The sequence below is a fragment of the Methylomonas sp. Kb3 genome (genome assembly GCF_002834115.1).
GTDB classification, from domain to species: Bacteria; Pseudomonadota; Gammaproteobacteria; order Methylococcales; family Methylomonadaceae; genus Methylomonas; species Methylomonas defluvii.
The window spans coordinates 147,271-171,895 of sequence record NZ_PIZT01000002.1 but is presented as its reverse complement, the minus strand read 5'-3'; the positions used below and the strand labels follow the sequence as shown (position 1 = coordinate 171,895).

Below are 24,625 nucleotides of genomic sequence, written 5' to 3'. Positions count from 1 at the left end.
GTTCGGGTTTAAGTTTCGTCTGGAAATTCATTTCAGATAAACATCGTATCTGAGCAATTTGCCCTGATAGCTTTCGCTGGGCTTGCCGCCCAGCGGCTCCGCATAGTCGGGACTTTTAACGACCACCCGCTTGCCGGTAGCCTGCCAGGCCGCCGCGAACAAATCGGCCCTATCCAGGTCGTCACCCAAAATATCGCGCAGTATGGCCATCGACTTCCGGGTTGCCGCGGTTTGCTTGCGCTTGACTGGAAACATCGGGTCCAGATAAATGCAATCAGGCTTTTCTGATAAACTCGCCAGTAAATCGATGGCATTTCCAACCATTAACTCGGGCGTTTGCAACTGCCGGTTTAGCACCCAATCCTTCCGAGCCAGACGCTGAAAACCGTCGGCAATCAGTTCAGCCATCACCGGCGAGCGCTCAATGCAGCTCACTTGATAACCCATGCGAAATAAGGCCAAGCTGTCCTGTGCCCAACCCGTTGTGGCGTCGATAACGGTTCTGGTTTTCTTGCCGATGGCTTGCGCCAACAAGTCTTTTTTGGGCGCTGGATAGGAATGCTGCTCGCCGGGACGCGGATCGACATCCACCGCTAAACCGCCTTTTTTCAAGGTTTGTTTATCCAGTAACTTCAGACAAGCATCCCGATAACAAAGAAAGAACGTTTGCGCCAATTCAGCGGGTAAACTTTGCAAGGCTAGCAAAGGCCAGCCCAAGCGTTCGGCAAGCGCCTGACTGGCGAACAACGCCGAGTCATCGGCATAAACTACCGCCCCCTGTTCGGACAAACTCGTCACGCGCGCTGAATTACTCGGTGGAAATCGACTGGGCTTCGTTTTTCAAAGCGGCATCCAAGGTATGCCAGGCCAAAGTCGCGCATTTCACCCTGGCGGGATATTCGCGCACGCCGGCCAACACCGCCAGCTTACCGATGGCCTCCAGATTGATTTCCTCGGTTTTGCCGGTGGTCATTTCATGAAATTGTTTGAATAAGGCATCGGCCTCGGCTTCGGTTTTGCCCTTGACTATTTCGGTCATCAACGATACGGACGCCGTGGAAATCGCGCAACCGGAGCCTTGAAAACTGGCGTCGCTGATCACGTGATCGTCGATTTTCAAAAACAAAGTCAGCCGGTCGCCGCATAGCGGATTAAATCCTTCCACTTGGCGATTGGCATCCGCCATCACCCGGAAATTGCGCGGATTGCGGTTGTGGTCGAATATGACCTCTTGGTATAGATCGCGTAAATCTTCAAACATTAGCCAAACACCTCTATTAGGGACTTGATGCCTTGCATCAACACATCGATTTCTTGGCGGGTATTGTACATGGCAAACGAGGCCCGCGCCGTCGCCGGTACACCGTAAAAGTCCATCACCGGCATCGCGCAATGATGGCCGGCGCGGATGGCGATGCCCAAACTGTCGAGCATGGTGCCGATGTCGTGCGGATGAATTCTATCCAGCGTGAACGATAAGATGCCGCCCTTGTGCGCTGCCTGGCCGATGATGTTCAGGCCATTGATTTGTTCGGCTTGCTGCGTGGCGTAAGCCAGCAACTCGGCTTCATAAGCAGCGATGTTGTCCATGCCAATACCGCTGACGTAATCGATAGCCGCACCCAAACCGATAATTTCGGCGATGGCCGGCGTGCCGGCTTCGAATTTATGCGGCAGACCGGCGTATTCGGTTTTTTCGAAAGTAACCTGCCGAATCATGTCACCACCGCCTTGATACGGAGGCATCGCTTCCAACAGCGCTTGCTTACCGTAAAGCACACCGGTGCCGGACGGTCCGTAAAGCTTGTGGCCGGAAAACACGTAAAAATCACAATCCAGGGCTTGCACATCCACCGCCATATGCGGAATCGCCTGAGCACCATCCAACAATACCGGAATGCTTTTGGCATGGGCTGCGGCAATAATCTGCTCTACCGGATTGATCGTACCCAGCGCATTGGACATCTGGGTGATCGCTACCAGTTTGGTATTGGCGTTCAACAATTGCTCAAACTCGTCAAACAACAACTCCCCTTGCTGATTCATCGGCGCGACCTTCAGCACCGCACCGATCTGCTGGCAAAGCATTTGCCAAGGCACGATGTTGGCGTGATGCTCCATTGCGCTGATGACAATTTCATCGGCGGCTTTGAGTTGCGATTTGCCGTAACTCTGCGCGACCAGATTGATCGCCTCGGTCGCCCCGCGCACGAAAATAATTTCCTTAGTGCTGGCGGCATTGATAAACGCCCTGACCTTTTCCCGCGCCCCTTCAAACTTATCCGTGGCGCGGACGCTTAAGGTATGTACGCCGCGATGGATGTTGGCATATTCATGGCTATAGGTGTGCACGATGCTGTCGATGACCGCTTGCGGCTTCTGGCAACTGGCGGCGTTGTCCAGATATACCAGCGGTTTGTTGCGGACGGTTTCGCCGAGGATAGGAAAATCGGCGCGAATTTGTTCGATTGGAAATATGCTCATCGCTAACTGTTTGGTTTAATTGATTTCGTCTGTACTAAACACTAGAATCGAGAGAGTCGATTCGCTAATGGGATAAAACTATGGTCGCCGTCTTTCCGCAAAAACACCTCACCAACATCGCCGAATGGCATCGCATGGGCGAGGCCGGGATTTTTCCGCCCGAAAGCCGACTGGAACTCATCGAAGGAGAAATTCTCACTATGGCACCGATAGGATTCAATCATGCTGGTCACGTCAATCGTTTAAATCGTATGTTTGCCCGTTTATGGGATGAAGGTGTAGACGTCCGCATACAAAGCCCACTCCAATTGGGCGACCTGTCGGAACCAGAGCCAGACTTGGCTCTAGTCAAACCAGATGCCGATGATTACACGACCCGCCACCCTGAAGCCGCCGACGTATTGTTACTGGTCGAAGTCTCCGACAGCACCCTGCGCTTCGACCGTGCACAAAAACTGCGCCTTTACGCAACTCACGGTATTGCCGAATACTGGATCGTCAATCTGGTCGACAACTGCCTGGAAGTGTATCGGCGACCGCAAGACGGCGACTATCTGGATCGATCCGTGCTGACAACCGCCGATAGCATCGATCTGGTGGCGTTACCGGCGCTTCAGGTCTCGGTAGCGGCTATCTTATAAGCTGATCGCCGGAAACCGTACCAACAACTGCTCCAACAACAAGGCTTTCAATTCGGCGTTATCGACCTTATCCACCATCTCATTGGCAAACGCAAAGGTCAGAATGTTTCGGGCCGCCTCTTCATCCAGGCCGCGCGATTGCAGATAAAACACCGACTTTTCTTCCAATTGCCCAACCGTAACGCCGTGCGAACACTTTACGTCGTCGGCATAAATCTCCAACTGCGGCTTGGTGTCTACTTCCGCGTCCGCCGATAGCAGTAGGTTGCGATTATTCATTTCCGAATCGGTCTGCTGGGCATCCTCCGCCACGACCACCCGACCTTGAAACACCCCGCGCGCCTTGTTATCCAATACACCTTTGTAAAACTCGCGGCTAATGCCGTGCGGTTTTAGATGGTTTATACGAGTGTGATTGTCGATATGCTGGCGCTTGCCGGCCACGAACAAACCGTTCAAGGAACATTCGGCTGCTGTATCCAGATCGCTATGAATATCGCTGCGCGCTAGCGCGCTACCCAAGGCAAAATTGTGATGATTGAAGCGGCTATCTCGCGCCTGCTTTACATAGGTACCGCCAAAATGTTGGGCTTTTTCCGCTTCAAGCTGCACTTTGTACAGTGTCAAACCCGCATTGTTGGCCAACAAACATTCGTTAACTGAGGCTGTGAAATAGCTATCGACGCTCCCCACATAGGTTTCGACGATTTCCGCTTCAGCTTGCTCGTTGATCACCAACAAATTGCGGGTCGCTGCCAACGCATTGGCTTGGGTAACCACGTGCAGAATCTGCAATGGCCGCTCCAACTGCTGCTTGGCCGCCACTTCAATCACCACGCCGTCGGTAAACCAGGCGTTATTGAAGGCCACCAAATTGTGTTCGGCGCTAGTCACCGCCTGACCCAAGCAGCTTTCCAGCCAAGCCGGATTGTCTTGCAAAGCCTGTTTCAGACTGGACACAGACACTTTACCAGCCATGTCTTGCAGTCGCGACAAGGACTCGGAAAATTGGCCGTTAACCAACACCACACTGGCGGCATCCTCCAAACGGTATTGGTTCAACCAATCTGCATCGACAACTTGGCTGGCACTGGGTGCAAACACGGTTTTATTCAGCGCCGACAGATTGGTATAGCGCCATTCTTCTTCGCGGTTGCCGGGAAAACCGTTGACCGCAAAAGTTTGCAGGGCCTGATTTCTGAAACCTTGCAACCAAGGCAAATCCAGGCCCGGCAAGCTCGCCGCCAAGCCGGAATATTCTGTTAAATACGCTGCACCGCTCATGCCGCTTGCCCTTCCAGCCAGCTATAACCACGCTCTTCCAATTCCAGCGCCAGTTCCGGCCCACCGGATTTGACGATCTTGCCGTCGGCCAACACGTGCACCACATCGGGCTTGATGTAATCCAGTAAGCGCTGGTAATGGGTAATCATCAAGAACGAACGCTCGGCGGAACGTAGCGAGTTAACGCCCTCGGCGACGATACGCAGCGCGTCGATGTCCAAACCGGAATCGGTCTCGTCTAGAATGCACAGTTTCGGCTCCAGCACCGCCGCCTGCAAAATCTCGTTACGCTTCTTCTCGCCGCCGGAAAAGCCTTCGTTGACCGCGCGATACAAAAACTTCTCGTCCATCTGCAACAGTTTGACCTTGCTTTTGACGATGGTCAGAAAATCCATCGCATCCACTTCCGACAAGCCGTGATGCTTGCGCATCGCATTCAGCGCCGCTTTTAATAGATAAATATTGCTGACGCCGGGTATCTCGACCGGATATTGAAAAGCCAAAAACACGCCTTCGCGGGCGCGGATTTCCGGGGCCATCTCCAGCAAATCTTTGCCGTTGTAGGTCACGCTGCCTTCGGTGACTTCGTAACCGGGCTTGCCGGACAATACGTGCGACAAGGTGCTTTTACCGGCACCGTTGGGGCCCATGATGGCGTGGACTTCGCCTGGGTTTATGTCCAGGGTTAGGCCTTTTAAAATGGGTTTATCGTTGATGGTTACGTGGAGATTTTTGATGCTGAGCATACGTTTAGTCACCTAAGTTTTTTAAATAATTCCGAACCTTATCGTTCCCACGCTCCGGCGTGGGAATGCAGTCGTCGACGCTCCAGCGTCACCATTGGCCTGGCTAGGCTTTTAAACCCAGCACTTAAATCTTTGTTTTTGTGTCGCTATCGCGACGGTGTTTTAAAGTCGGGTCTCGGCCCGACAGCCGAGTAACTTTTCTTTGTTTGGCCAAAGAAAAGTCACCAAAAGAAAAGCCACCCGAATGCCGCTTATTCCCTGCGCTCCTCGCTTTTGAACGGGGTTGCCGAAAGGGGCTTCCTGCCCCTTCGGCAACGCGCCGCATCCATGCGGCGCCCCTACGGGCTGATCCGCTCAAAAGCTCCGGTGCTCGGCGCGGCATGCGGGAATAAAACCATCCCGAAAATTAAAGCTATATATCGAAATAGTAGGTTCGATTAGCGAAGAGTAATTGGACAGATTTTTAAAACTCGAATTATTAGCTAAATAGCTAAAAACTTATTTCAAAAAATAGAAAAATTAATTCCTTATTCAAACTCATTCATCCCATTACGCTTCACTAATCGGAACTACGCTGCCTCAAATGTTTCCCCATAAGGCCCATAAAACTTTTTTACTAGGAGTTAACTCTCTGGCGCTTTTTTGCCACAAAGCATGTTGCCTACCAAACTCAACATTATCAATTCGACCTTTTTGTACACTATCGGATGCTGAATTAATATTATTAAGCAGATTGAGGACACAATCACCTGCATCTTCATGTTTCAAAAAATATAGATCACCTGCAATATTATTAAATGTCCGAAGGCCTTCTGTATGAGATACGTTCACATTCCCAAGATCACCCGTCCCCGGCATATATTCGATTGCCCTAATAATCCTTAAAACCTCATTTCTAAGATCTGAGAATCGTGAGTACCTTGTAACAATCAAACCAGTATAAAGACCACTAACAAGACCTATTGGAATCCCAAGAAACAAACTTATAATTGAATCTAACGACATAATAAAAACCAATTATTATTAAAATAATCATAGCTCATAGATGTGCTGAATTTAGTAAAGCGCATCTGTAGCGAACGATGCGCCTCCTATCGTCTACACATCCTACAAATTCTTTCAACATCAAAAACATCCAACTGCTTTAAATCCGCGACTGGGTTACTCCCGTTATTCCGCCCCGAGCATCGCAGCTTTTGGTNGGCAGGGATGCCGCTCGTTTTCGGAGGGCCAGGGATGGCCCTTCCGAAAACCCTCGCCAAAAGCGAGAAGCGCAGGATTAAGGCGGAATGTCGGGTGGCCTTTTCTTTGGATACTTTCTTTTGGCCAAGCAAAAGAAAGTATCTCGGCTGTCGGGCCGAGACCCGACTTCAAAACAACCCGTCGCGACAGCGACACAACCCCTAAAGACGCTGGAGCGTCCAACCCCCGCATTCCCACGCCGGAGCGTGGGAACGATAAAAACAAAAGCCGCCGTGTTGGGTTACGGCTACCGCCTAACCCAACCTACAAAACCGCAAAAACCCTTTTAACCAACCGCCCCTTCCAAACTAATTCCCAACAACGCCTGCGCCTCAACCGCAAACTCCATCGGTAATTCCTTGAACACTTCCTTACAAAACCCATTAACAATCATCGACACTGCATCTTCGGCAGACAAACCACGCTGCTGGCAGAAGAACAATTGATCTTCGCTGATTTTGGAAGTGGTCGCTTCATGCTCAACCTGAGCGGTCGGCTGTTTCACTTCCACATAAGGAAAGGTATGCGCGCCGCATTTATCACCCACCAACAGCGAATCACACTGGGTATGATTGCGGGCGTTTTCGGCGGACTTGGCGACCTTGACCAAGCCGCGATAGGTGTTTTGCGCCCTGCCAGCGGAAATACCTTTCGACACGATGGTGCTGCGGGTGTTCTTGCCGACGTGGATCATCTTGGTGCCGGTATCGGCCTGTTGCAGGTTGTTGGTCAAGGCTACCGAATAAAATTCGCCGACCGAGTCATCACCCAGCAATACGCAGCTTGGGTATTTCCAGGTAATCGCCGAGCCGGTTTCAACTTGAGTCCAGGACACTTTGGAGTTATGCCCACGACATTCGGCGCGCTTGGTGACGAAGTTGTATATACCGCCTTTGCCGTCTTTGTCGCCCGGATACCAGTTTTGCACGGTGGAATATTTGATCTGGGCGTTGTCCAAAGCCACTAACTCCACCACTGCCGCATGCAACTGGTTTTCATCGCGCATCGGTGCGGTGCAGCCTTCCAGATAAGACACATGCGAGCCTTCGTCGGCGATGATCAAAGTCCGTTCGAACTGGCCGGTGTTGGCGGCGTTGATACGAAAATACGTGGACAATTCCATCGGACAACGCACGCCTTTGGGTATGTATACGAAGGAACCGTCGGTAAATACTGTGGAATTCAACGCGGCGAAAAAGTTGTCGCCGGTCGGCACTACGCTGCCCAGGTATTGTTTGACCAGTTCCGGGTGTTCTTGCAAGGCTTCGGAGATCGGACAGAAAATCACCCCGGCGTCTTTCAATTTGCCTTTGAAGGTAGTAGCTACCGACACGCTGTCGAACACCGCATCCACCGCAATTCCGGCCAGTCTCTCCTGCTCGTCCAAAGGTATGCCGAGCTTTTTGTAGGTATCCAATAATTCCGGATCGACTTCGTCCAGGCTTTTAGGACCCGCTTTTTTTGATTTGGGCGCGGAGTAATAGCTGATGGCTTGATAATCGATAGGATCGATCTTGAGTTGCGCCCAGTCTGGCGACGGCATGGTCTGCCAATGTCGAAAGGCTTTCAGCCGATATTCCAACATGAACTCCGGCTCGTTTTTGACTTGTGACAGTCGACGAATCACATCTTCGTCCAAACCCGGCGGAAAGGTATCGACCTCCAACTCAGTCACAAAGCCTTGTTTGTATTCCTGACTAATTAATTGTTCAATTTCTTGGGCACTAGTAGACATAATCGTTTTCAATAATTAGCGAAACAACTGGTTAACCGGAATCGAGACTTCGTCCGGCTGCTTAAACGGCATAATCAGGTCGGCTAAAGTAACCGACTCGAGCGCGTTGGCGATTTTTTGGTTGATCAAATGCCAATTGCCTTGTATCCGGCAACCGCTGGCTTGATCGCAACCCTTGTGCGATGCCGTGCACTCGGTCAGCGCAATCGGCCCTTCCAAAGCACTAATCACGGTTGCCACGGTAATTCGGCTCGGCTCTCTAGCCAACGCATAACCGCCCTTGGCACCCCGCATGGAACTCAACACGCCGGCCTTGAGCAATATTTTTAATATTTTGCTGACTGTAGGCTGCGCGATGCCTGTCGCTTCTGCGATCTCCAGGGCACCGTGCACGCGACTTCTGTCTCTGGCCATATAGCTCAAGATAACCGTGGCATAGTCCGTCAACTTACTCAGCCTTAACATTACACTCTCTTTTCATTTAGGACCATTTTAGTCTTATTTAAATCCTGAGTAAATAGCTTGGTTATTAAAAATCTTACTTTCGCATGGACACCTTATTTTGGGTTTTCGTGCACTGCGCTATCTGGCTTAGCATCCCGGAAAAACAGCCTGAGATAACTTTTCCCTGAAAATCTTGGTTTTTTGCAATACACTTATTTTTAAGGAACGAAACATAAGCCATTTGATAAAAGCCATGTCCCAAACTCGCAGCCCTATTGTTTTGATGTATCACGGTACGCCCGACGCTCAACCCGAGTCGCATTACTCCATAAGCGCGGACTTGTTTGCGAAGCATTTGCGGTATCTACAGCAAGAAGGTTGGACAACGGTTTTGTTCAAAGACTTGCAAAGTGCCAAATCGCTACCTGAAAAAAGTGTGGTCATTACTTTTGATGATGGCTACGAAGACAACTATTCGGGGGCTTTTTTGCCTCTGATGGCGCTTGGGATGAAGGCCACATGGTTTATCGCTACCGATTGCATCGGCGGTCATGCCCATTGGCTAGGCAAACCATCTACTCAGACACGGATGCTAACGGCGGAACGCTTGTTTGAAATGCATACAGCCGGAATGGAAATTGCCTCGCACACCTGCTCGCATCCAGACCTATCCTTACTCAGCTCCGACCAACAACAATCCGAACTTTCAAAAGCCAAAGCTGTCCTCGAAGATTTATTGTCAACCCAAGTCAGCAGCCTGGCCTATCCCTTTGGCAGATTCAACTCGGATTCAATCACCCTAGCCGAACAGACAGGCTATAGCATGGCTTGCACCACCCGCCCCGGCTGGTTTGATAGCGAACCAAACCCTTACCTAGTTAGGCGTATTGCCATATTCTCCGGCGACAGCGTCAGCACACTAGCCCGCAAACTAAACTTTGCGGACAACGACGTATCGTGGAAAAAGATGACTCGCTACTATGCGAACCGTGTTTGGGATAAACTGCGTCATACGAGTTGATGACAAATACCAATGCAGCGTTTAGCGTCGCTATGAACCAACAGCGATAAACAGCGCATAAATTCGTCCCCACCAGAATTCAATACTTTTACGCCGAGCCTAAAACCCTAAGAACATGACTTTGCCCGGCAACTCTTTACCACTCTCTGCATTTAGATATCGAAAATGAGCCTGGAAAAAGCCTCTAAAAAGCTCACATTCGCTTTTTGCACCTACAACCGAGCGGAAAGACTGGAGAACCTGGTCTTTGCCATGCGCGCACAATCTTGTCCGATTCCATTTGAAATTCTTGCTGTCAACAATAACAGTAGCGACGCGACAAGCGATGTATTGAAACAACTTCAGCAACTACCCGGCCCGACGCTCCGCTGGGTGCACGAGCCCAACCAAGGCATAGTCGCAGCGCGCAACAGAGCCATACAAGAGGCAATCAATTCCGACATTCTGGTGTTTATCGACGACGATGAACTACCTTTAACCGGACTTTTAGAAACCGTTACACACGCATACTTCAGCGAAGGCGCCGAATGTGTTGGCGGACGAATCGATATAGACTTTACGCACCATAAGCGTCCGGAATGGCTTGACGACGAATTGTTGGGATTTCTAGGTGCGCTAGATCACGGCAAACAAGCTTTCTGGATAGAAGACAGCACCACACCGGTTTGGGCCGGCAACATTGCATACGACATGGCGATATTCCGAAACGATCCGGCATTGCGCTTTGATCGCAGGTATGACCGCAAAGGTAAAACCATAGGAGGAGGCGAAGATGTGATGATGTTTAATGTGCTGCTCCAGCAAAAGCGCCGAATACGTTACCGCCCGGACATGGCAATACTTCACGCCGTCGAACCCTGGCGACTGCGGCGGCGCTACTTTTTAGATGTTCATTTTCTGGCCGGCTATCGCGGAGCGATTAATGACTTTCCGGTCTACCATCGCACCTACCTGGGCATACCGCCATTCTTAATCTCGCAAATTGTCCGCCAAACTTGGCAATGGCTTGCCTTGGCATTTACCGCAAAACATAGCCTGCGCCAGGCAATGAATGTCAGCTACTCTCTCGGACAAATATGTGGCTGTTTTTCACGTTGGAAAAACAAATTATTAATAAATAATTAAATTAAGCTGTCCATTAAAAGCTTAGTTAAATGCATTAAAACCTACTAAATTAAACTCCGTGCGCGACATAGTTGTTCTTATTTTTCTGATATGCTGCATAGTTGCCGCATTAAAAAAACCATGGTGGGGAGTGCTATCATTAGCAATATTCAGCTACTTGAATCCGCACGCCTATGCCTGGGGAGCGGTACGTTCGCTACCGGTATACTATGTGTTATTTTTGGTAGTTGTTGTCAGCACGTTCAACACCAAAGATAAACAGCCCATCCCTAAAGATTGGCGAATTTCAGTTTTTATAACACTTTGGTTCTATTTTATATTTACCACAACCCAATCGCCTTTACAGGATATTGCCTGGGAAAAATTTTTGTTCGTCTCTAAGGTATTTGTGCCATTCTATTTCACATGGGTACTCATCAATACCAGAGAAAAACTCTATTATTTGATTTCCACCATAGGCGCCTCTATCGGCCTTGTTGCAGTTAAAGGTGGTATATTTGCCATCCTAACCGGCTTTGGTCACCGCGTATACGGCCCCCCCAATACGCAATTCGAAGACAACAATTTATTTGCCGTTGCGATGTTGATTGCAGTGCCATTGCTACTAGTATGGGAAAAAGAAGTACGGAAGAGCTGGCTTAAAAAAGGAATATTGCTATCCATTCCTATCATTTATGCCGCTTCATTATCATCATGGTCGCGAGGCGCACTACTTACCATGATCGCTCTGACGTTTACGCTGATCTCAAACAGCAAACGTAAATACTTGATGATACCCCTGGTAATCGGCGGTACATTTTTTGTAATCCCCTATTTGCCTGAAGAATGGTTCGGACGCATGCACACTCTGGAAACCTATGAGGAGGACGCATCCGCCATGTCACGTATCGAAGCATGGACAGATGGCTGGAATCATGCACTAAGCCACCCGTTTACCGGGGCAGGATTCGATGGCTGGATACATGTCACGATGCGGGATTGGCACAGTTCTTACGTAGAAATGCTTGCTGAGCATGGCTTTATTGCATTCGGATTATGGATTTCGCTGATACTGGGTAGCGTTCTTGGCTTAACCCGTTTATCGAGTCAAGCGAAACGAGTAGAAGGCATGGAATGGGTACGCCATTACAGCCTAATGGTCAGAACCTCGATCATTTGCTATATGGTTGGCACCGCTTTCCTCGGTTTATCCTACTGGGATTTGATTTATCATTTAGTATTTATATCGATGTTAATTAAAAAATTCGCATTACAAGAGTTTTCGGAAAAAGCACGCACAAATGAACAGCAGTACAAAAAAAATCGAAATATAATAATTTAGCCACCAATCATACTCATCCAATCGAATAAAATAGAGATGGAAAAAATACTGGTGTCCCTCTACTGCTCATCTGCTGCCGCACTGCTTTTTACTATTACATTAATAATACTTACCTTACACAACTATTCCCGTACCGGACCCGGCATCCAAAAAGAAATAGAAAAAAAATTTGGGTATTATGTGGTTTTCGCCTTAACCAGGTTAGCCGCTTGGTTATTTGTCATATTTTTTCTGACATCCTTACCCGGTTCTATTGCAGCTTATTCACTATCAAAGCTTACTACATTGATAGAATTTAATTTCATCACAGGCTTAAGCTGCTGCTTAATATCAACCACGCTAATTACTACCTACTTTTTTTTACACCAACTCCTGTATACACCTGGCACCATTCAATTATCTTTCCAGTATAGATTTTCCAGATTATTTGTTATATGGAAGATATTATCTCCGAAAATAATAAGCGGCATAAAGTTTTCATTAATTTCATTACTGTCTGTAACATCGGTAATCGCTCTATTTTTAGCTATCGAAGAAAATAATACGCCGCTAGTGCTCTATATAATAGCTTTGGCTGGTTTATATGCTTACATCTATTACGCAACGATAGTTAACGAACCAGCTGTCGTTAAAGCATCGTCTCAAACAAAACCCAATGTGATTATGATAGGTTCCGATACATTGCGCCATGACAGACTAGGCGGCAGCAACTATCACAGAAACCTCACCCCCAACATTGATAAATTAAGCGCGAACGGCTTACGACTCGATAAATGCATAACCCCTGTCGCCAGAACGGCACCAAGTATTGCGTCCCTATTTACCGGATTATGGCCGCATAACCATAAAATTCGCGATAATTATCCATCCTTGGCAGACTGTAAACTACCGCAACCGTCTTTGATCGACATATTAAACGAACACGGTTACTTGACTGCATGCATCTCCGATTGGTGCGGAGCCGATTTCGCAAAATTAAGTTTTAACTTCAAGGAAATCTCGGTCGCTGAAGATCAATGGAATATCAAACTACTACTAAGACAAGGGCCGTCTTTAATCCGAAACGTATTATCGCTTTTCACCAATAACGCATTAGGAAAACGCTTCTTACCCGAGTTCTATTATCTGGCCGGCGTACCCTTGATCCGAAGCTTAAGTCGCGAATGCCGCCAATTAATTGCCCATTCGGCGAAAAACTCGCAGCCTTTTTTTATTAATTTGTTCACTTCGGCCACGCACGTCCCTTTCAATTCGGAGTATCCCTATTACAACTTATTTACCCCAAAAGACTATAAAGGTGAGTCACGGTTTATTATGACCAGACTCGCCTCGGCGGAAGAAATTATCAAAAAACAGGAAAAAACCTCGGAGTTTTTCGACATCCCGCAAATTATTAATTTATATGACAGCTGCGTCAAACAATTCGACGATGAAGTGGGGAAAATAATAGACTATATTGAAAAGTCGGATTTATCCGATAATACCATCGTCATCATATATAGCGATCATGGTGCGGATTTTTTTGAAACGGGATGCTGGGGCCAGGGCAATACCTTGGTAGGAAACGACCCCAGCGGCAGAATTCCATTGGTGATGAAAGGCCCAGGAGTGCCTGGTGGCGTAAACTTTAAGCCGACCACCCGCTCCATTGACGTCATGCCAACTTTGTTAGATTTGTTGAATATACCTATTCCAACAACGCTCGACGGTGTTAATTTGATTCCTTATGTGAAAGCACAGACATCGCCGGAGCTTTTTGCTTTTCAAGAAACAGGGATTTGGCTAGGAAAGATACCTGGCTTACATCCTGAACAAATTTTATATCCCAATATTGTTGAATTACTGGATATTCCTGATAAAAAATCCGGCACACTGGTCGTCAACGAAAAACATTATCCCACGGTTATCCGCGCGAAAAGCCGTTCCGTACAGAATGAAAAGTGGAAACTAATATATATAGCGACTTATACAAAACCTGTGTATCAGCTATACGACTTAGAAAACGATCCATATCGGGATGTAATAGAGTCTCATCCCGATATATTCGCGGAGCTTAAAAAGCTATTGGATAGCCACATCGAGAGTGACCCTTTATTTGAATCTGCTAATTAAAATACAAAGCTGTTGCACAGTTTAAAACTGCGCAATCGGGGTATCAAAAATTATTCACTGATAATACTGAAGATACCAAGCAACAAACCGTTCAATCCCCTGCTCGATAGTCGTGTTTGGTTTATAACCAACATCCGCTACCAAGGCCTCTACATCGGCGAACGTATCCGGGACATCACCAGGCTGCAAGGGCAATAAATTTTTCTCGGCAGTTTTACCGAGAAAACGTTCCAAGGTTTCGATATAAGACAGCAGTTCTACCGGATTCTGGTTACCAATGTTATAAACCCGCCAAGGTGCTCTACTGGTGCCTGGATCGGGTTTTTCTCCACTCCAGTCCGGATTCGGCGAAGCGTTATGATCCATGGTCCGAATCACTCCCTCAACGATGTCGTCTATATAAGTGAAATCGCGGCGGTGCTTACCGTAGTTGAATACATTGATTTTCTCGCCATTCAAAATCGCTTTGGTAAATAAAAACAACGCCATGTCTGGGCGACCCCACGGCCCATACACAGTAAAAAAGCGCAAACCTGTGGTAGGCAATTGATACAAGTTGCTATAGGTGTGCGCCATCAGCTCATTGGCTTTTTTTGACGCCGCGTACAAGCTCAAGGGATGATCGACATTGTCATGCACGGAGAACGGCATGGATTCGTTGGCACCGTAAACCGAACTGCTTGAGGCATATACCAAGTGCTCCACCTGATTATGCCGGCAACCCTCCAAGATATTGATGAAACCGACAATATTACTATCGATATAGGCATGCGGATTCTCGATGGAATAGCGCACACCGGCCTGAGCCGCCAGATTAACCACTTTTTGCGGCTGGTGCTTTTTGAATAGTGCATCCATACCGGCTCTATCGGCAATATCCAGCCTGACATCGGTATAGCCGGCAAAATCCTTGATCCGATCCAAGCGACTCAATTTCAGGTTAACATCGTAATAGTCGTTGAGATTATCGACACCAATAACTTCGTCACCACGCTCCAACAATCTGAGCGCCAAATGATTGCCTATAAAACCGGCCGTGCCGGTCACCATAATCTTCATTCTTAAAGCCTTGCGTCTGTTTGATCCGTAGGAAACAAGTATTTCAGGTCATACACAATGGCTTGCGGCGTACCTAAAGCTCTGACGTCTGAAATCGCCATTTTTCTGAACTCGTCATGGGCCACAGCCAGAATAATCGCGTCATATTTTCCCGCCGCCGGTTTAGCGACCGGCGTTATACCGTATTCGTGTTTCGCTTCCTCAGCATTAACCCAGTGGTCGTAGACCTCGACATTGACGCCATAAGTCTTCAATTCGGCAATGATGTCTACCACCCGAGTGTTACGAATGTCCGGACAGTTTTCTTTAAAGGTCAAGCCCATGATCAACACATTAGCTTCCTGGACATGCACACGCTTCTTCAGCATCAGCTTTACCAATTGCGACACAACGTATACCCCCATGCCATCGTTGATTCGACGGCCAGAGAGTATCACTTCCGGGTTGTAGCCTATCGCTTGAGCTTTATGGGTTAAGTAGTAGGGATCCACACCGATACAGTGTCCACCCACCAAACCTGGGCGAAACGGCAGGAAATTCCATTTAGTTCCCGCTGCCAGCAATACTTCTTCAGTATCTATTCCGAGTTTGTTAAAGATCAAAGCCAATTCGTTGATTAAAGCGATGTTGACGTCGCGCTGAGTATTTTCAATGACTTTAGCAGCCTCGGCGACTTTGATGCTGCTGGCTTTGTGCGTGCCCGCAGTAATGATGCTTTTATATAAAGCATCTACTTTTTCTGCTATTTCGGGCGTAGAGCCCGAAGTAACCTTCAGAATATTGGTTACGCGGTGTTGTTTATCGCCGGGATTAATGCGCTCAGGGCTATAACCGACATAAAAATCCCGGTTAAACGTTAAACCCGACACTTTCTCCAGAATCGGTATGCACACCTCTTCGGTTGCGCCGGGGTAAACAGTGGATTCGTAAATGACGATATCGCCGGACTTTATTACCTTACCCAACAAATCGCTGGCTTTTTGCAGCGGCGTCAAATCAGGTTGTTTATGTTCGTTGATTGGCGTGGGGACTGTGACTATATAAACCGAACAATCGGCTATATCTTGTAAATCTGCGCTGTAAGTCAGTAACTTGGCTTCGGCGAGTTCTTCTTCACTAACCTCCAGAGTATGGTCGCGACCTGCGCGTAATTCCTGAATCCGATGCTGGTTAATATCGAAACCTACGGTTTGATATTTTCGTCCAAACTCGACAGCTAGCGGCAACCCCACGTAACCAAGCCCAATCATACCGATTTTAATGTTATCTAACATCTAGTAAATCCTCCTCCGCCCCGCTCTGAGTTTTAATGACTTGAATTACTTTTTAACTATACAGCCCCACGCCGTCAGCCAAGCTTGTGCCTGATAGCTTTCCGCCGTTTTCGGCAAGTTGCCGCTCAACACCATCGCCAAGGTATGATTGATAATGCCGAAGAAATAAGTGTAGGCCAATAAGGGATCCAGTGCCTTCATCTCGCCGTCTTTGACGCCATTCTGAAAAATCCGTTTTATTTTAATAAACGCGGGCGTTTCCAGCAGGGGCTTAGGTTCCGCCAAAAACTCTTCGCTTTTTACAAATAACAAGAACTCAACGATTTCCGGAGCGTCATCGGTTAATTTGAAGAGTAAATCGACTATTTCCCGCAATTGTTCGGCAGCTTTGCGATTACGGCGGCGAATATCATCAATCGATATGCTCAGGCTATCCAGAATATTTTCGTACAAGGTTTGCGCGATGGCTTGCTTGGTTTTGAAATACTGACTAATGCCGGTACTGGTTGTTATACCCGCCGCATCTTTAATATCGGTTAATGAGGTATTGAAATATCCCTTCTTGGCAAACAGCTTTAAAGCAGCCTGCAACACTTCGTCCTGACTGATGGTTTTATTCGGTTTATTTTCTAATTCTAATTCTTGTTCCATGCTCTTATATACAGCTTTACCTGCTGTTTACTCTCTGTTGTGGCAGTATCGATACTGCTTTTATTATTCGTTGATGGTGGAGAACGCCGCGACCAGGTAATTAACCATAGACCATAAGGTTAAAATCGCCGACAAGTATAACAACCAGTAACCCATGGTATTGATAGGCAGGCCTAATAAATCATCCCTATAAAGCAACAAACTCACTGCCGTCATTTGCGCAGTGGTTTTCCATTTTCCCAATTGCGAAACCTTGACCTTGGCACGCTGACCAATCTCAGCCATCCATTCTCTCAGCGACGCAATCGCAATTTCCCTACCGATAATGATAGCCGCCGGCACCGCGAGATAAGGATTGCCTTGAGCCTGCACCACCAATACCAGAACAAACGCCACCATCAATTTATCGGCCACCGGATCCAGGAATGCACCAAAAGCGGTTTGCATATTCATTTTTCTGGCCAGATAACCGTCAAGCCAATCGGTGAAACCGGCAACCAGAAAAATTGCGGTACAGGCCAGATTGGAATATTGCCACGGCAAATAAAACACGATGGCCAACAAGGGAATCAGGGCGATCCGCAACAGGGTTAAATAGGTCGGAATGGTAAATCTAATGGCCATCTTGATGGTGAAATGTATCGTAAATTCGCTGCGCTAATTGTCGGCTAATGCCATCTATACTGGCTAAAGCATCCACACCCGCGCTGGACACACCCTGTAACCCGCCAAACTGTTTCAGCAAAACCTGTCGTCTTTTCGGCCCCAGTCCGGCAATATCTTCCAGTACCGATTGTTTGTTAACCTTACCGCGTCGCTGCCTGTGTCCGGTTATCGCAAAACGATGCGCTTCATCGCGAATCTGTTGAATCAATAACAAGGCGGAAGCCCCCGGCGTCACATCCAAGGGCTGCCGATTACCGACCAGAATGATTTTCTCCATGCCGGCTTTGCGATCAGGACCTTTAGCAACACCGACTATCATAACATCGTTTATCTCCAATTCAGCCAAAGCCTTTTCCGCCTCAGCGACTTGGCCTTTACCGCCGTCTATTAAAAGGATGTCCGGCGCAGGATGCTCGCCATTCTTCAAGCGGCTGAAGCGCCTAAAAACCGCCTGATGAATCGCCGCATAGTCATCGCCTGCGGTAATGCCATCGATATTGAAGCGCCGATAATCGGATTTGACCGGTCCTTCTCTATCGAACACCACACAAGATGCCACGGTCTGCTCGCCTTGGGTATGACTAATATCGAAGCACTCCAGGCGACTTGGCGTGGTATCGCAGCCCAGTTCCTGCTGCAAACTGACAAAGCGCCCTTGTAAGCCCTGCCGATCAGCCAGCCTAGCGTTAAGCGCGCTATCGGCATTGGTCGCCGCCATTTGCAACCACTTCATCCGTTCGCCGCGCACATTATTGGCAATCGCTACCCCATGCTTGGCCTGCTCGCCCAACACATCGGCCACTAAAGCCGCTTCGGGCAAGGCATGGCTGACGATCAATTCGTGAGGTACGGTTTTATCCAAATAATATTGGGCGATGAAAGCCTGCAAGATTTCCTCGGGCTGATTTTCATCGTCGACTTTCGGAAAAAACTGCCGGTTGCCCAAATGCTGACCGTTGCGGATAAAAAATACCTGCACACAGGCCGCGCCGTTTTTAGCCGCGCACGCCAAAATATCCACATCGCCTTTTTCCCCTTCCACACAATGTTTTTCCAATACAGCGCGCAAGCGGGCGATTTGATCACGATAGGCTGCGGCTTGCTCGAACTCCAATTGGGCGGCCGCAGCTTCCATCTTCACTACCAACCGATCAATTAATAAGCCACCCTGTCCCTCCAAAAACAAAATGGTATTTTCCACATCGGCGGCATATTGCTCTTTGCTGACCAGTCCCACGCAAGGTGCAGTGCAACGCTCTATTTGATGTTGCAGGCAAGGTCGAGAGCGAGCACTGTAATAGGAATCTTCGCATTGCCGCACCGGGAAAATTTTTTGCAATAACTTCAAGGTTTCCTTCACCGCACTGGCGCTGGGATAAGGCCCGAAATACCTGCCCCGCCGCTTCTTGGCGCCGCGATGAAAAGTTAGCTGCGGAAAATCGTGGAAACTAGAGATGAACACATAGGGATAGGACTTATCATCGCGCAAGCTGATGTTGTAGCGCGGCTTGTGGCGTTTAATCTGCTGGCTTTCCAGCAGTAAGGCTTCACCCTCCGTGTGGGTCACGGTTACCTCTATACCGGCGACCTTGGCTACCATGGCCTGCTGTTTGGGCGAAGCATTTTGAGTTCTGAAATAGCTGGAAACCCGATTTTTCAGATTCTTGGCTTTGCCGATATAGATGATCTCGCCCTTCTCGTCCAACATCTTGTAAATGCCGGGACGCTGAGTTAGCGTCTTCAAAAAGGCTTTGGCGTCAAATTCGCCCGGTTGCATTTCAGTCACGGGCAGATAGCAAGTTTTGAATGGTTACAAACACCGCCGCCAGCATCTTCATGCTCAGGCGTTTGGTCTGCACGTTATAACGACTGCAATGGTAAGAACTGACCAGCGTGTTGCCGTCCGGCAATTCAAAACTTACATGATGAGCAAACTTAGCCGCACTACTCTTCACCCCATATGCTCGCAATACCGCCTGATGGGCGATATTGCCCAACGCCAATATCACCGAATATTTCGGCAGGGTTTTAATATCCTCGGCCAGATATGGATTGCACTGCTTAATCTCGTCGCCGGTCGGCTTATTTTGCGGCGGCAGGCATTTAACAGCATTGGTGATCCGGCAATTGGTTAATTGCAAACCATCCGCCAAATCGGTCGAGCTCAATTGATTGCTAAAGCCAAAATCGTACAAGGCCTGATACAACAATAGGCCCGCATAATCACCGGTAAAGGGTCTACCCGTTGCGTTGGCGCCATGCATGCCGGGCGCCAAACCCACAATTAGCAGGCGCGCGCACGGATCGCCAAATGGCGCCACCGGCAAGGCGTGATAAGCAGGATATTTCGCCTTCACTTCACAGAGAAATTCGCTTAACCGCGGGCATGCTCGGCAGTCTTGCTTGAAATAGGATGAATAAGTCATAAAACGATAAACACTCAAATTGGCGGAATTTTACCTGAGCCCCAGATTTCTTGCGTCGCTCGCTTTGCTTATTAACCTGTGTATCTAAAACATCCTTACTTCCGTCTTCGCCGGAATAACCTTATCCGGAGAGAATAAGCGACGGCTTGACCGCAAGCGGTCCTAGCCCGGACTTTCCAAATTCCCATAACCCAAGCCCGGAAACAGCCGACTGGAATAGCGCAAATACTGGCACCGGATAAACCTAAACGTTTGCTAATAGCCAAAATTGTGGTATTTTTACAACATGCTTAGCAGAATCTGCAATTCCCTTTGATTTTTAAAGCCTATTTTTTAAACCACGGCTTTATTACTCCCTCTCAAAAGCAACGAATTATCTATTTTTTACAAATAACAAAAGGAGTCTTTATGTTGAAGAAAAGTTTACTGGCAATCGCCATGATGGCGGCACTCGGTTCCGTGTCGACGGCACAAGCCGACGAGTTCCTTGACGACAGATGGTACGCGGCGCCCTTCGGCACTTTCGTGCAACCGGGCGGTGATCGTAATGCGCATAGCGGTTGGGGCGGCGGTTTGGGCCTGGGTAAGATCATCAACGAACATCTGAACATTGAGATCAGAGGTTTGTACCAAAACCTGGAAGGCGCTAAAAGCAATGGCAACTGGGATTTGACCGGCGGTACTGTCGACGCGCAGTATTATTTGTTTAGAGATAAATTCTCGCCCTATGCAGTAATCGGCGTGGGTGGCATCAATAGCACCCACAATGGCGACAGCGGCGCGGGCTTCATCGGCGAAGCGGGTGCGGGTTTTACCTATGAACTGCACGATAATTTCCTGATTCGCAGCGACGTCCGTTATCGTTACAACAACAACTTCAACGCCAAACTACAACCCGGCACCGAAGAATTTCACGACATGACGGTTAATCTGGGTTTCGTGGTCCCGTTCGGCGAAAAACCTAAAGCAGTTGTCGCAAAAGCCGAACCAACCCCGCCGCCCACCCCAGTACCGGCTCCAGCGAAACTGGATTGCTCAAAAATGGATGACGACAAAGACGGCGTAAACAATTGCGTCGATAAGTGTCCAACGACATTACCAGGGGTAGAAGTTAGCATCTACGGTTGCTGGATTGTTGATGTGAAATTCGATAACGACAAAGACGTTATAAAACCACAATATTTCCCAAAACTGGATAAAGTCGTTGACCGCATCAAACAGTATCCTGACATGGCGTTTGAAGTTCAAGGCCATACCAGCAATACCGGTTCGTACAAACACAACCTGGACTTGTCGGAGCGCCGGGCATTGGCGGTTAAGAAATACCTGACCAAAGGCAGCCACTCTCCTAATATCACTTCACACGGTTATAGCTGGGATAGGCCAATCGATACCAACGAAACCGAAGAAGGCCGCGCCAATAACCGCCGAGTACAGTTGGAAGTGGATGGTAAAGCCCAACAGACATTGAAATAGTCGGCGAACCTGGTTAAGTCAATTGATTCAGCACAAAAACCCGCCGTTAGGCGGGTTTTTTATATGCGCACGAGGAAGATCAAAAAACTACAAACTCAATGCCCTAAATTCCGCACAAGCACTTGAACGCTGCCAGACCCGCTCAAACTCTTCGCGCAATGGCCGATGACGTGCCGGCAAATTAGGACTCCAATGCCCATCGTAGCGATTACCCAGCAAGCGAAATAAATAGCCGTCGCTATCGTTGATGATAAAAGCAGAAGGATATTGCAAATCTTCAGCTTCATCGGGCACACGAATCAGAAAATATGACGGCAAGCGCTGAGCCAATTCGACGACAGGATGGACCTGATTTCGCAGGCCGGTTGGATCCTGGACAATGATCTGCACACTAGCGTTACGATTGCCGAGAGCAAATTGTTTCAGAGCCTCGACAAGGTCTTTTTGTCCATATAAAGCAAAGTCCAGATCCCGGCTGTAGATACAAATCTGCCGACGAGCCGCCATCACCAATTGCCGGGTAGCGGTTAAGGTCGATTCGACAGTCTCCAGACGGACAGCGTCAACAGAAACTTCTCGGGTCTGGAGCACGGATCGCAACGTTTGTTCAAGCGGCTGCAATATAAGCCTGATAGCCTGATGCGGAATGCCGGCTTCAGCAAACACTTCGCCTTCCGCGACAAAACCGAATTTTTGGTAGAACCCCAATGCGCTAAGTTGCGCGTTGGCGGTAATAGTAGTCAGCCCCAAGTTACGCGCTTTGTCGATTGCTGCACGCAACAAAGATTCACCAACACCTTGTCCGCGCCATTCGAGTAGAACCGCCATTCGTCCAAGCTTGCCCTCCGGCGAAAGTCGACACGTAGCGATTGGCCGATAATCCGCATCCCGCACTAAAAAATGATGGCAGTCCGCATCAAGTTTGTCGAACTCCACTTCTAACGGTATTTGCTGTTCGACAACGAACACCAAATTTCGCACATAACATATGTCCTCAAAATCAACGGCGTAGCTGGCTGGCTCGAGATAACAGTTGGCAATTTGCATAGCGCGACGGATGAGTAGTAAGTGAGTGAATGAGTTTAGATGCACTCTGCTGAAAATTCGACACGGCAAGCCGATTGTATTACCTACCGGCGGATCGGATGGCAGAGAACACCAGCCTCGCTTCAGACCTCTCTTTTGATTTTCGACTGCAAATGCTCGGCAAGACGCTTCATCGCTTCCGACGAATCGTTGGCTGCCAGATGGACATTAATGATACTGGGCATGCTTTGGTTATTCAGGGCATTGAACAGAGCCTCTTCAAATTCAGCTTCCGTTCGCGCATCGTAGCCGGCTAAAGGCCCAAATAGCTCTCCCAAACGATCAAAACGCCATGGATTAATATCGTTGAATGGACCTTCAAGGATACAACGCTCCGTACTGTAACCGTCGTTGTTAAATACCACTACGATAGGATTCAATCCCAAGCGGGCATGAGTCGACAGCTCGGTGCCGGTCATTTGAAACGCCCCATCGCCGACTAAAATCAATGCCCGCCGATCCGGACGCGCAATTTGCGCACCTAACGCAGCCGGCACAGCAAAACCCATCGTGGTGTAAAAAGCCGACGCCAAAAATTCGCTTTGCTCGTGGACGCGCAAATCGATAGCTGCGAACAGGCAATCGCCGACATCACACACCACGATCATGTCGTTACTTAACGCACTATTCAGCCGCTCGACTAGTCTGGCAGTGGTGATTGGCCGGTCCGATTCCGGAAAAGCATGGTTTTTTAACGGTTCCGGAATGGATACGCAACTGGTTCCGGAGGTATTAACCGAGCCGGCTAAAGCCCCGAGAAAATCTTCCAAGGCAATGCCTGGATAACGATGCGCGCTGATTACCACCTCGTTCAACGCCGCGCGGATGGTCGAGTGGGAATTGAGTTTTGCCGTGTAGATGCCGGTATCGATCTCGTTCAAGGTTACACCCAACATCAACAGCAAATCGGACTTTTCGACTCTGTCTCGCACGGACTCCGAACTCATCGCACCTTCGTAAATCCCTAGATACGCCGGATGCCGTTCAGACATCACCGATTTACCGGTTAGCGTGGCGACCACGGGCAAACCGGTACGCTCCACGAAATCCGCCAAAGCGCTTTGCAGCCCGCGTCGATGCAACTCAACACCCGCCACGATCATCGGCGACTTCGCTTTGGATAATAACGCCATGGTTTCGGCAAGCGCTTCGGATAGAGCAGCTTGGTCACTGGTAAACTGTTCTACTGACTCAGTCGGCATGGGATAGCCTTCCGCCATTACCAAGTCGCGGGGAAGCTCAATGTATACCGGCTTGCAAAAACGGCGCGCGGCTTCGATAGCATGGTCGATTTGCCGAAAGGCGATCACCGGGTCGTTTAGCACCACCGACGCGCAGCTAATCCGTTCGAAAATTTCCCGCTGAAAAGTAAACGGCCCAAATCGATGGTGAATCAACGGATCGTCTTTCTGCTCGCCAACGCCGGGCGCGCCACTGATCAGTACCACCGGCGAGGATTCCGCATAAGCGCCGGCAATCGCATTCACTGTGTTTAAGGCACCAACGCCGTATGTCACCGCCAACGCGCCCATGCCCGCGCAACGCGCATAACCGTCGGCCGCGAAGGCTGCGGAATCTTCTCGGGTGGTGCCGATATGCCGAACCTGACTTTTTATCATCAGATCATAAAACCCCAACACATAGTCGCCAGGCACGCCAAAGATGTCTTTTACACCGGCTTGATATAGGCGCTTGAGGAGGTATTGTCCAATCGTATCGAATTTGGCAGTGCTCATAGCGCTTTGTGACCTCCGAATAGAATTAAACTGTGAGCACTGATTCGTAAAAGACCCATATTGCTCAACCGTTTTAACAGGACGATTAAGAGTCAA

Annotated in this window: 22 protein-coding genes; 6 read left to right on the top strand and 16 right to left on the bottom strand. The window is 48.7% G+C overall.

The window, feature by feature from the left end:
* Positions 1 to 27: 27 nt before the first annotated feature.
* From CWO84_RS01670 to CWO84_RS01660, 3 genes are read right to left on the bottom strand one after another with little or no spacing between them, the layout of a single operon-like run.
* Complete coding sequence (locus tag CWO84_RS01670; protein ID WP_240617935.1) at positions 28 to 789, bottom strand: class I SAM-dependent methyltransferase; 762 nt, start codon at positions 787 to 789, stop codon at positions 28 to 30.
* Positions 790 to 808: 19 nt separating this feature from the next.
* Positions 809 to 1,261 (bottom strand): Fe-S cluster assembly sulfur transfer protein SufU, encoded by a 453-nt coding sequence (sufU, locus tag CWO84_RS01665; RefSeq protein ID WP_033157393.1) that lies wholly within the window; start codon positions 1,259 to 1,261, stop codon positions 809 to 811.
* Positions 1,261 to 2,484 carry a cysteine desulfurase gene (locus tag CWO84_RS01660; RefSeq protein WP_033157392.1) on the bottom strand — a complete coding sequence of 408 codons (1,224 nt, stop codon included), beginning with the start codon at positions 2,482 to 2,484 and terminating at the stop codon, positions 1,261 to 1,263. Before CWO84_RS01660 ends, sufU begins: the two co-directional genes overlap by 1 nt.
* Before the next feature lie 80 nt (positions 2,485 to 2,564).
* Here CWO84_RS01660 and CWO84_RS01655 point away from each other — a divergent pair, with 80 nt between their 5' ends.
* Positions 2,565 to 3,125: a Uma2 family endonuclease gene (locus CWO84_RS01655; protein ID WP_101051592.1), complete on the top strand. Its 561-nt coding sequence runs from the start codon at positions 2,565 to 2,567 to the stop codon at positions 3,123 to 3,125.
* Here the strand turns inward: CWO84_RS01655 and sufD are convergent.
* The 5 genes from sufD to CWO84_RS01625 all read right to left on the bottom strand — a co-directional run bounded on the left by sufD (position 3,120) and on the right by CWO84_RS01625 (position 8,597).
* Positions 3,120 to 4,409 carry a Fe-S cluster assembly protein SufD gene (gene sufD, locus CWO84_RS01650; protein ID WP_101051591.1) on the bottom strand — a complete coding sequence of 430 codons (1,290 nt, stop codon included), beginning with the start codon at positions 4,407 to 4,409 and terminating at the stop codon, positions 3,120 to 3,122. The genes CWO84_RS01655 and sufD overlap by 6 nt on opposite strands.
* The gene (gene sufC, locus CWO84_RS01645; protein WP_101051590.1) at positions 4,406 to 5,155 is read right to left on the bottom strand and encodes a Fe-S cluster assembly ATPase SufC; all 750 of its coding nucleotides are present in this window, start codon (positions 5,153 to 5,155) and stop codon (positions 4,406 to 4,408) included. Before sufC ends, sufD begins: the two co-directional genes overlap by 4 nt.
* A gap of 579 nt (positions 5,156 to 5,734) precedes the next feature.
* On the bottom strand, positions 5,735 to 6,160 hold the full coding sequence (locus CWO84_RS01640; RefSeq protein WP_133120633.1) for a hypothetical protein: 426 nt from the start codon (positions 6,158 to 6,160) through the stop codon (positions 5,735 to 5,737).
* A 523-nt stretch (positions 6,161 to 6,683) separates the two neighbouring features.
* Positions 6,684 to 8,132 (bottom strand): Fe-S cluster assembly protein SufB, encoded by a 1,449-nt coding sequence (gene sufB / locus CWO84_RS01630; protein WP_101051587.1) that lies wholly within the window; start codon positions 8,130 to 8,132, stop codon positions 6,684 to 6,686.
* A gap of 15 nt (positions 8,133 to 8,147) precedes the next feature.
* On the bottom strand, positions 8,148 to 8,597 hold the full coding sequence (locus CWO84_RS01625) for an SUF system Fe-S cluster assembly regulator (protein WP_101051586.1): 450 nt from the start codon (positions 8,595 to 8,597) through the stop codon (positions 8,148 to 8,150).
* 232 nt (positions 8,598 to 8,829) lie between these two features.
* Here CWO84_RS01625 and CWO84_RS01620 point away from each other — a divergent pair, with 232 nt between their 5' ends.
* The 4 genes from CWO84_RS01620 to CWO84_RS01605 all read left to right on the top strand — a co-directional run bounded on the left by CWO84_RS01620 (position 8,830) and on the right by CWO84_RS01605 (position 14,155).
* Positions 8,830 to 9,597: a polysaccharide deacetylase family protein gene (locus tag CWO84_RS01620; protein ID WP_101051585.1), complete on the top strand. Its 768-nt coding sequence runs from the start codon at positions 8,830 to 8,832 to the stop codon at positions 9,595 to 9,597.
* A gap of 165 nt (positions 9,598 to 9,762) precedes the next feature.
* Positions 9,763 to 10,722, top strand: coding sequence for a glycosyltransferase (locus CWO84_RS01615; protein ID WP_033157385.1), 960 nt, complete (start codon positions 9,763 to 9,765; stop codon positions 10,720 to 10,722).
* Between the two features lie 58 nt (positions 10,723 to 10,780).
* A complete protein-coding gene (locus CWO84_RS01610; protein ID WP_051670096.1) occupies positions 10,781 to 12,043 on the top strand; it encodes a putative O-glycosylation ligase, exosortase A system-associated in 1,263 nt (420 codons plus the stop codon).
* 36 nt (positions 12,044 to 12,079) lie between these two features.
* A complete protein-coding gene (locus CWO84_RS01605; protein WP_084153330.1) occupies positions 12,080 to 14,155 on the top strand; it encodes a sulfatase-like hydrolase/transferase in 2,076 nt (691 codons plus the stop codon).
* 54 nt (positions 14,156 to 14,209) lie between these two features.
* Here the strand turns inward: CWO84_RS01605 and CWO84_RS01600 are convergent, their stop codons facing one another.
* From CWO84_RS01600 to CWO84_RS01575, 6 genes are all read right to left on the bottom strand, one after another.
* A complete protein-coding gene (locus tag CWO84_RS01600) occupies positions 14,210 to 15,214 on the bottom strand; it encodes an NAD-dependent epimerase (protein ID WP_101051584.1) in 1,005 nt (334 codons plus the stop codon).
* 2 nt (positions 15,215 to 15,216) lie between these two features.
* A complete protein-coding gene (tviB, locus tag CWO84_RS01595) occupies positions 15,217 to 16,488 on the bottom strand; it encodes a Vi polysaccharide biosynthesis UDP-N-acetylglucosamine C-6 dehydrogenase TviB (protein ID WP_101051583.1) in 1,272 nt (423 codons plus the stop codon).
* Positions 16,489 to 16,533: 45 nt separating this feature from the next.
* Positions 16,534 to 17,139, bottom strand: coding sequence for a TetR/AcrR family transcriptional regulator (locus CWO84_RS01590; RefSeq protein WP_101051582.1), 606 nt, complete (start codon positions 17,137 to 17,139; stop codon positions 16,534 to 16,536).
* A 63-nt stretch (positions 17,140 to 17,202) separates the two neighbouring features.
* The gene (pgsA, locus tag CWO84_RS01585; RefSeq protein WP_033157381.1) at positions 17,203 to 17,763 is read right to left on the bottom strand and encodes a CDP-diacylglycerol--glycerol-3-phosphate 3-phosphatidyltransferase; all 561 of its coding nucleotides are present in this window, start codon (positions 17,761 to 17,763) and stop codon (positions 17,203 to 17,205) included.
* Positions 17,753 to 19,582: an excinuclease ABC subunit UvrC gene (gene uvrC / locus CWO84_RS01580; protein ID WP_101051581.1), complete on the bottom strand. Its 1,830-nt coding sequence runs from the start codon at positions 19,580 to 19,582 to the stop codon at positions 17,753 to 17,755. The genes pgsA and uvrC overlap by 11 nt, the downstream gene beginning before the upstream one ends.
* A 1-nt stretch (position 19,583) precedes the next feature.
* Positions 19,584 to 20,231 carry a uracil-DNA glycosylase gene (locus CWO84_RS01575; protein ID WP_101051580.1) on the bottom strand — a complete coding sequence of 216 codons (648 nt, stop codon included), beginning with the start codon at positions 20,229 to 20,231 and terminating at the stop codon, positions 19,584 to 19,586.
* 408 nt (positions 20,232 to 20,639) lie between these two features.
* Between CWO84_RS01575 and CWO84_RS01570 the strand changes: the two genes are divergently transcribed.
* On the top strand, positions 20,640 to 21,707 hold the full coding sequence (locus CWO84_RS01570) for an OmpA family protein (protein ID WP_101051579.1): 1,068 nt from the start codon (positions 20,640 to 20,642) through the stop codon (positions 21,705 to 21,707).
* 87 nt (positions 21,708 to 21,794) lie between these two features.
* Here CWO84_RS01570 and CWO84_RS01565 read toward each other — a convergent pair whose 3' ends face one another.
* Both CWO84_RS01565 and CWO84_RS01560 read right to left on the bottom strand, forming a co-directional pair.
* On the bottom strand, positions 21,795 to 22,754 hold the full coding sequence (locus tag CWO84_RS01565; protein WP_101051578.1) for a GNAT family N-acetyltransferase: 960 nt from the start codon (positions 22,752 to 22,754) through the stop codon (positions 21,795 to 21,797).
* 122 nt (positions 22,755 to 22,876) lie between these two features.
* The gene (locus tag CWO84_RS01560) at positions 22,877 to 24,529 is read right to left on the bottom strand and encodes a thiamine pyrophosphate-binding protein (protein WP_033157376.1); all 1,653 of its coding nucleotides are present in this window, start codon (positions 24,527 to 24,529) and stop codon (positions 22,877 to 22,879) included.
* Between the last annotated feature and the right edge of the window lie 96 nt (positions 24,530 to 24,625).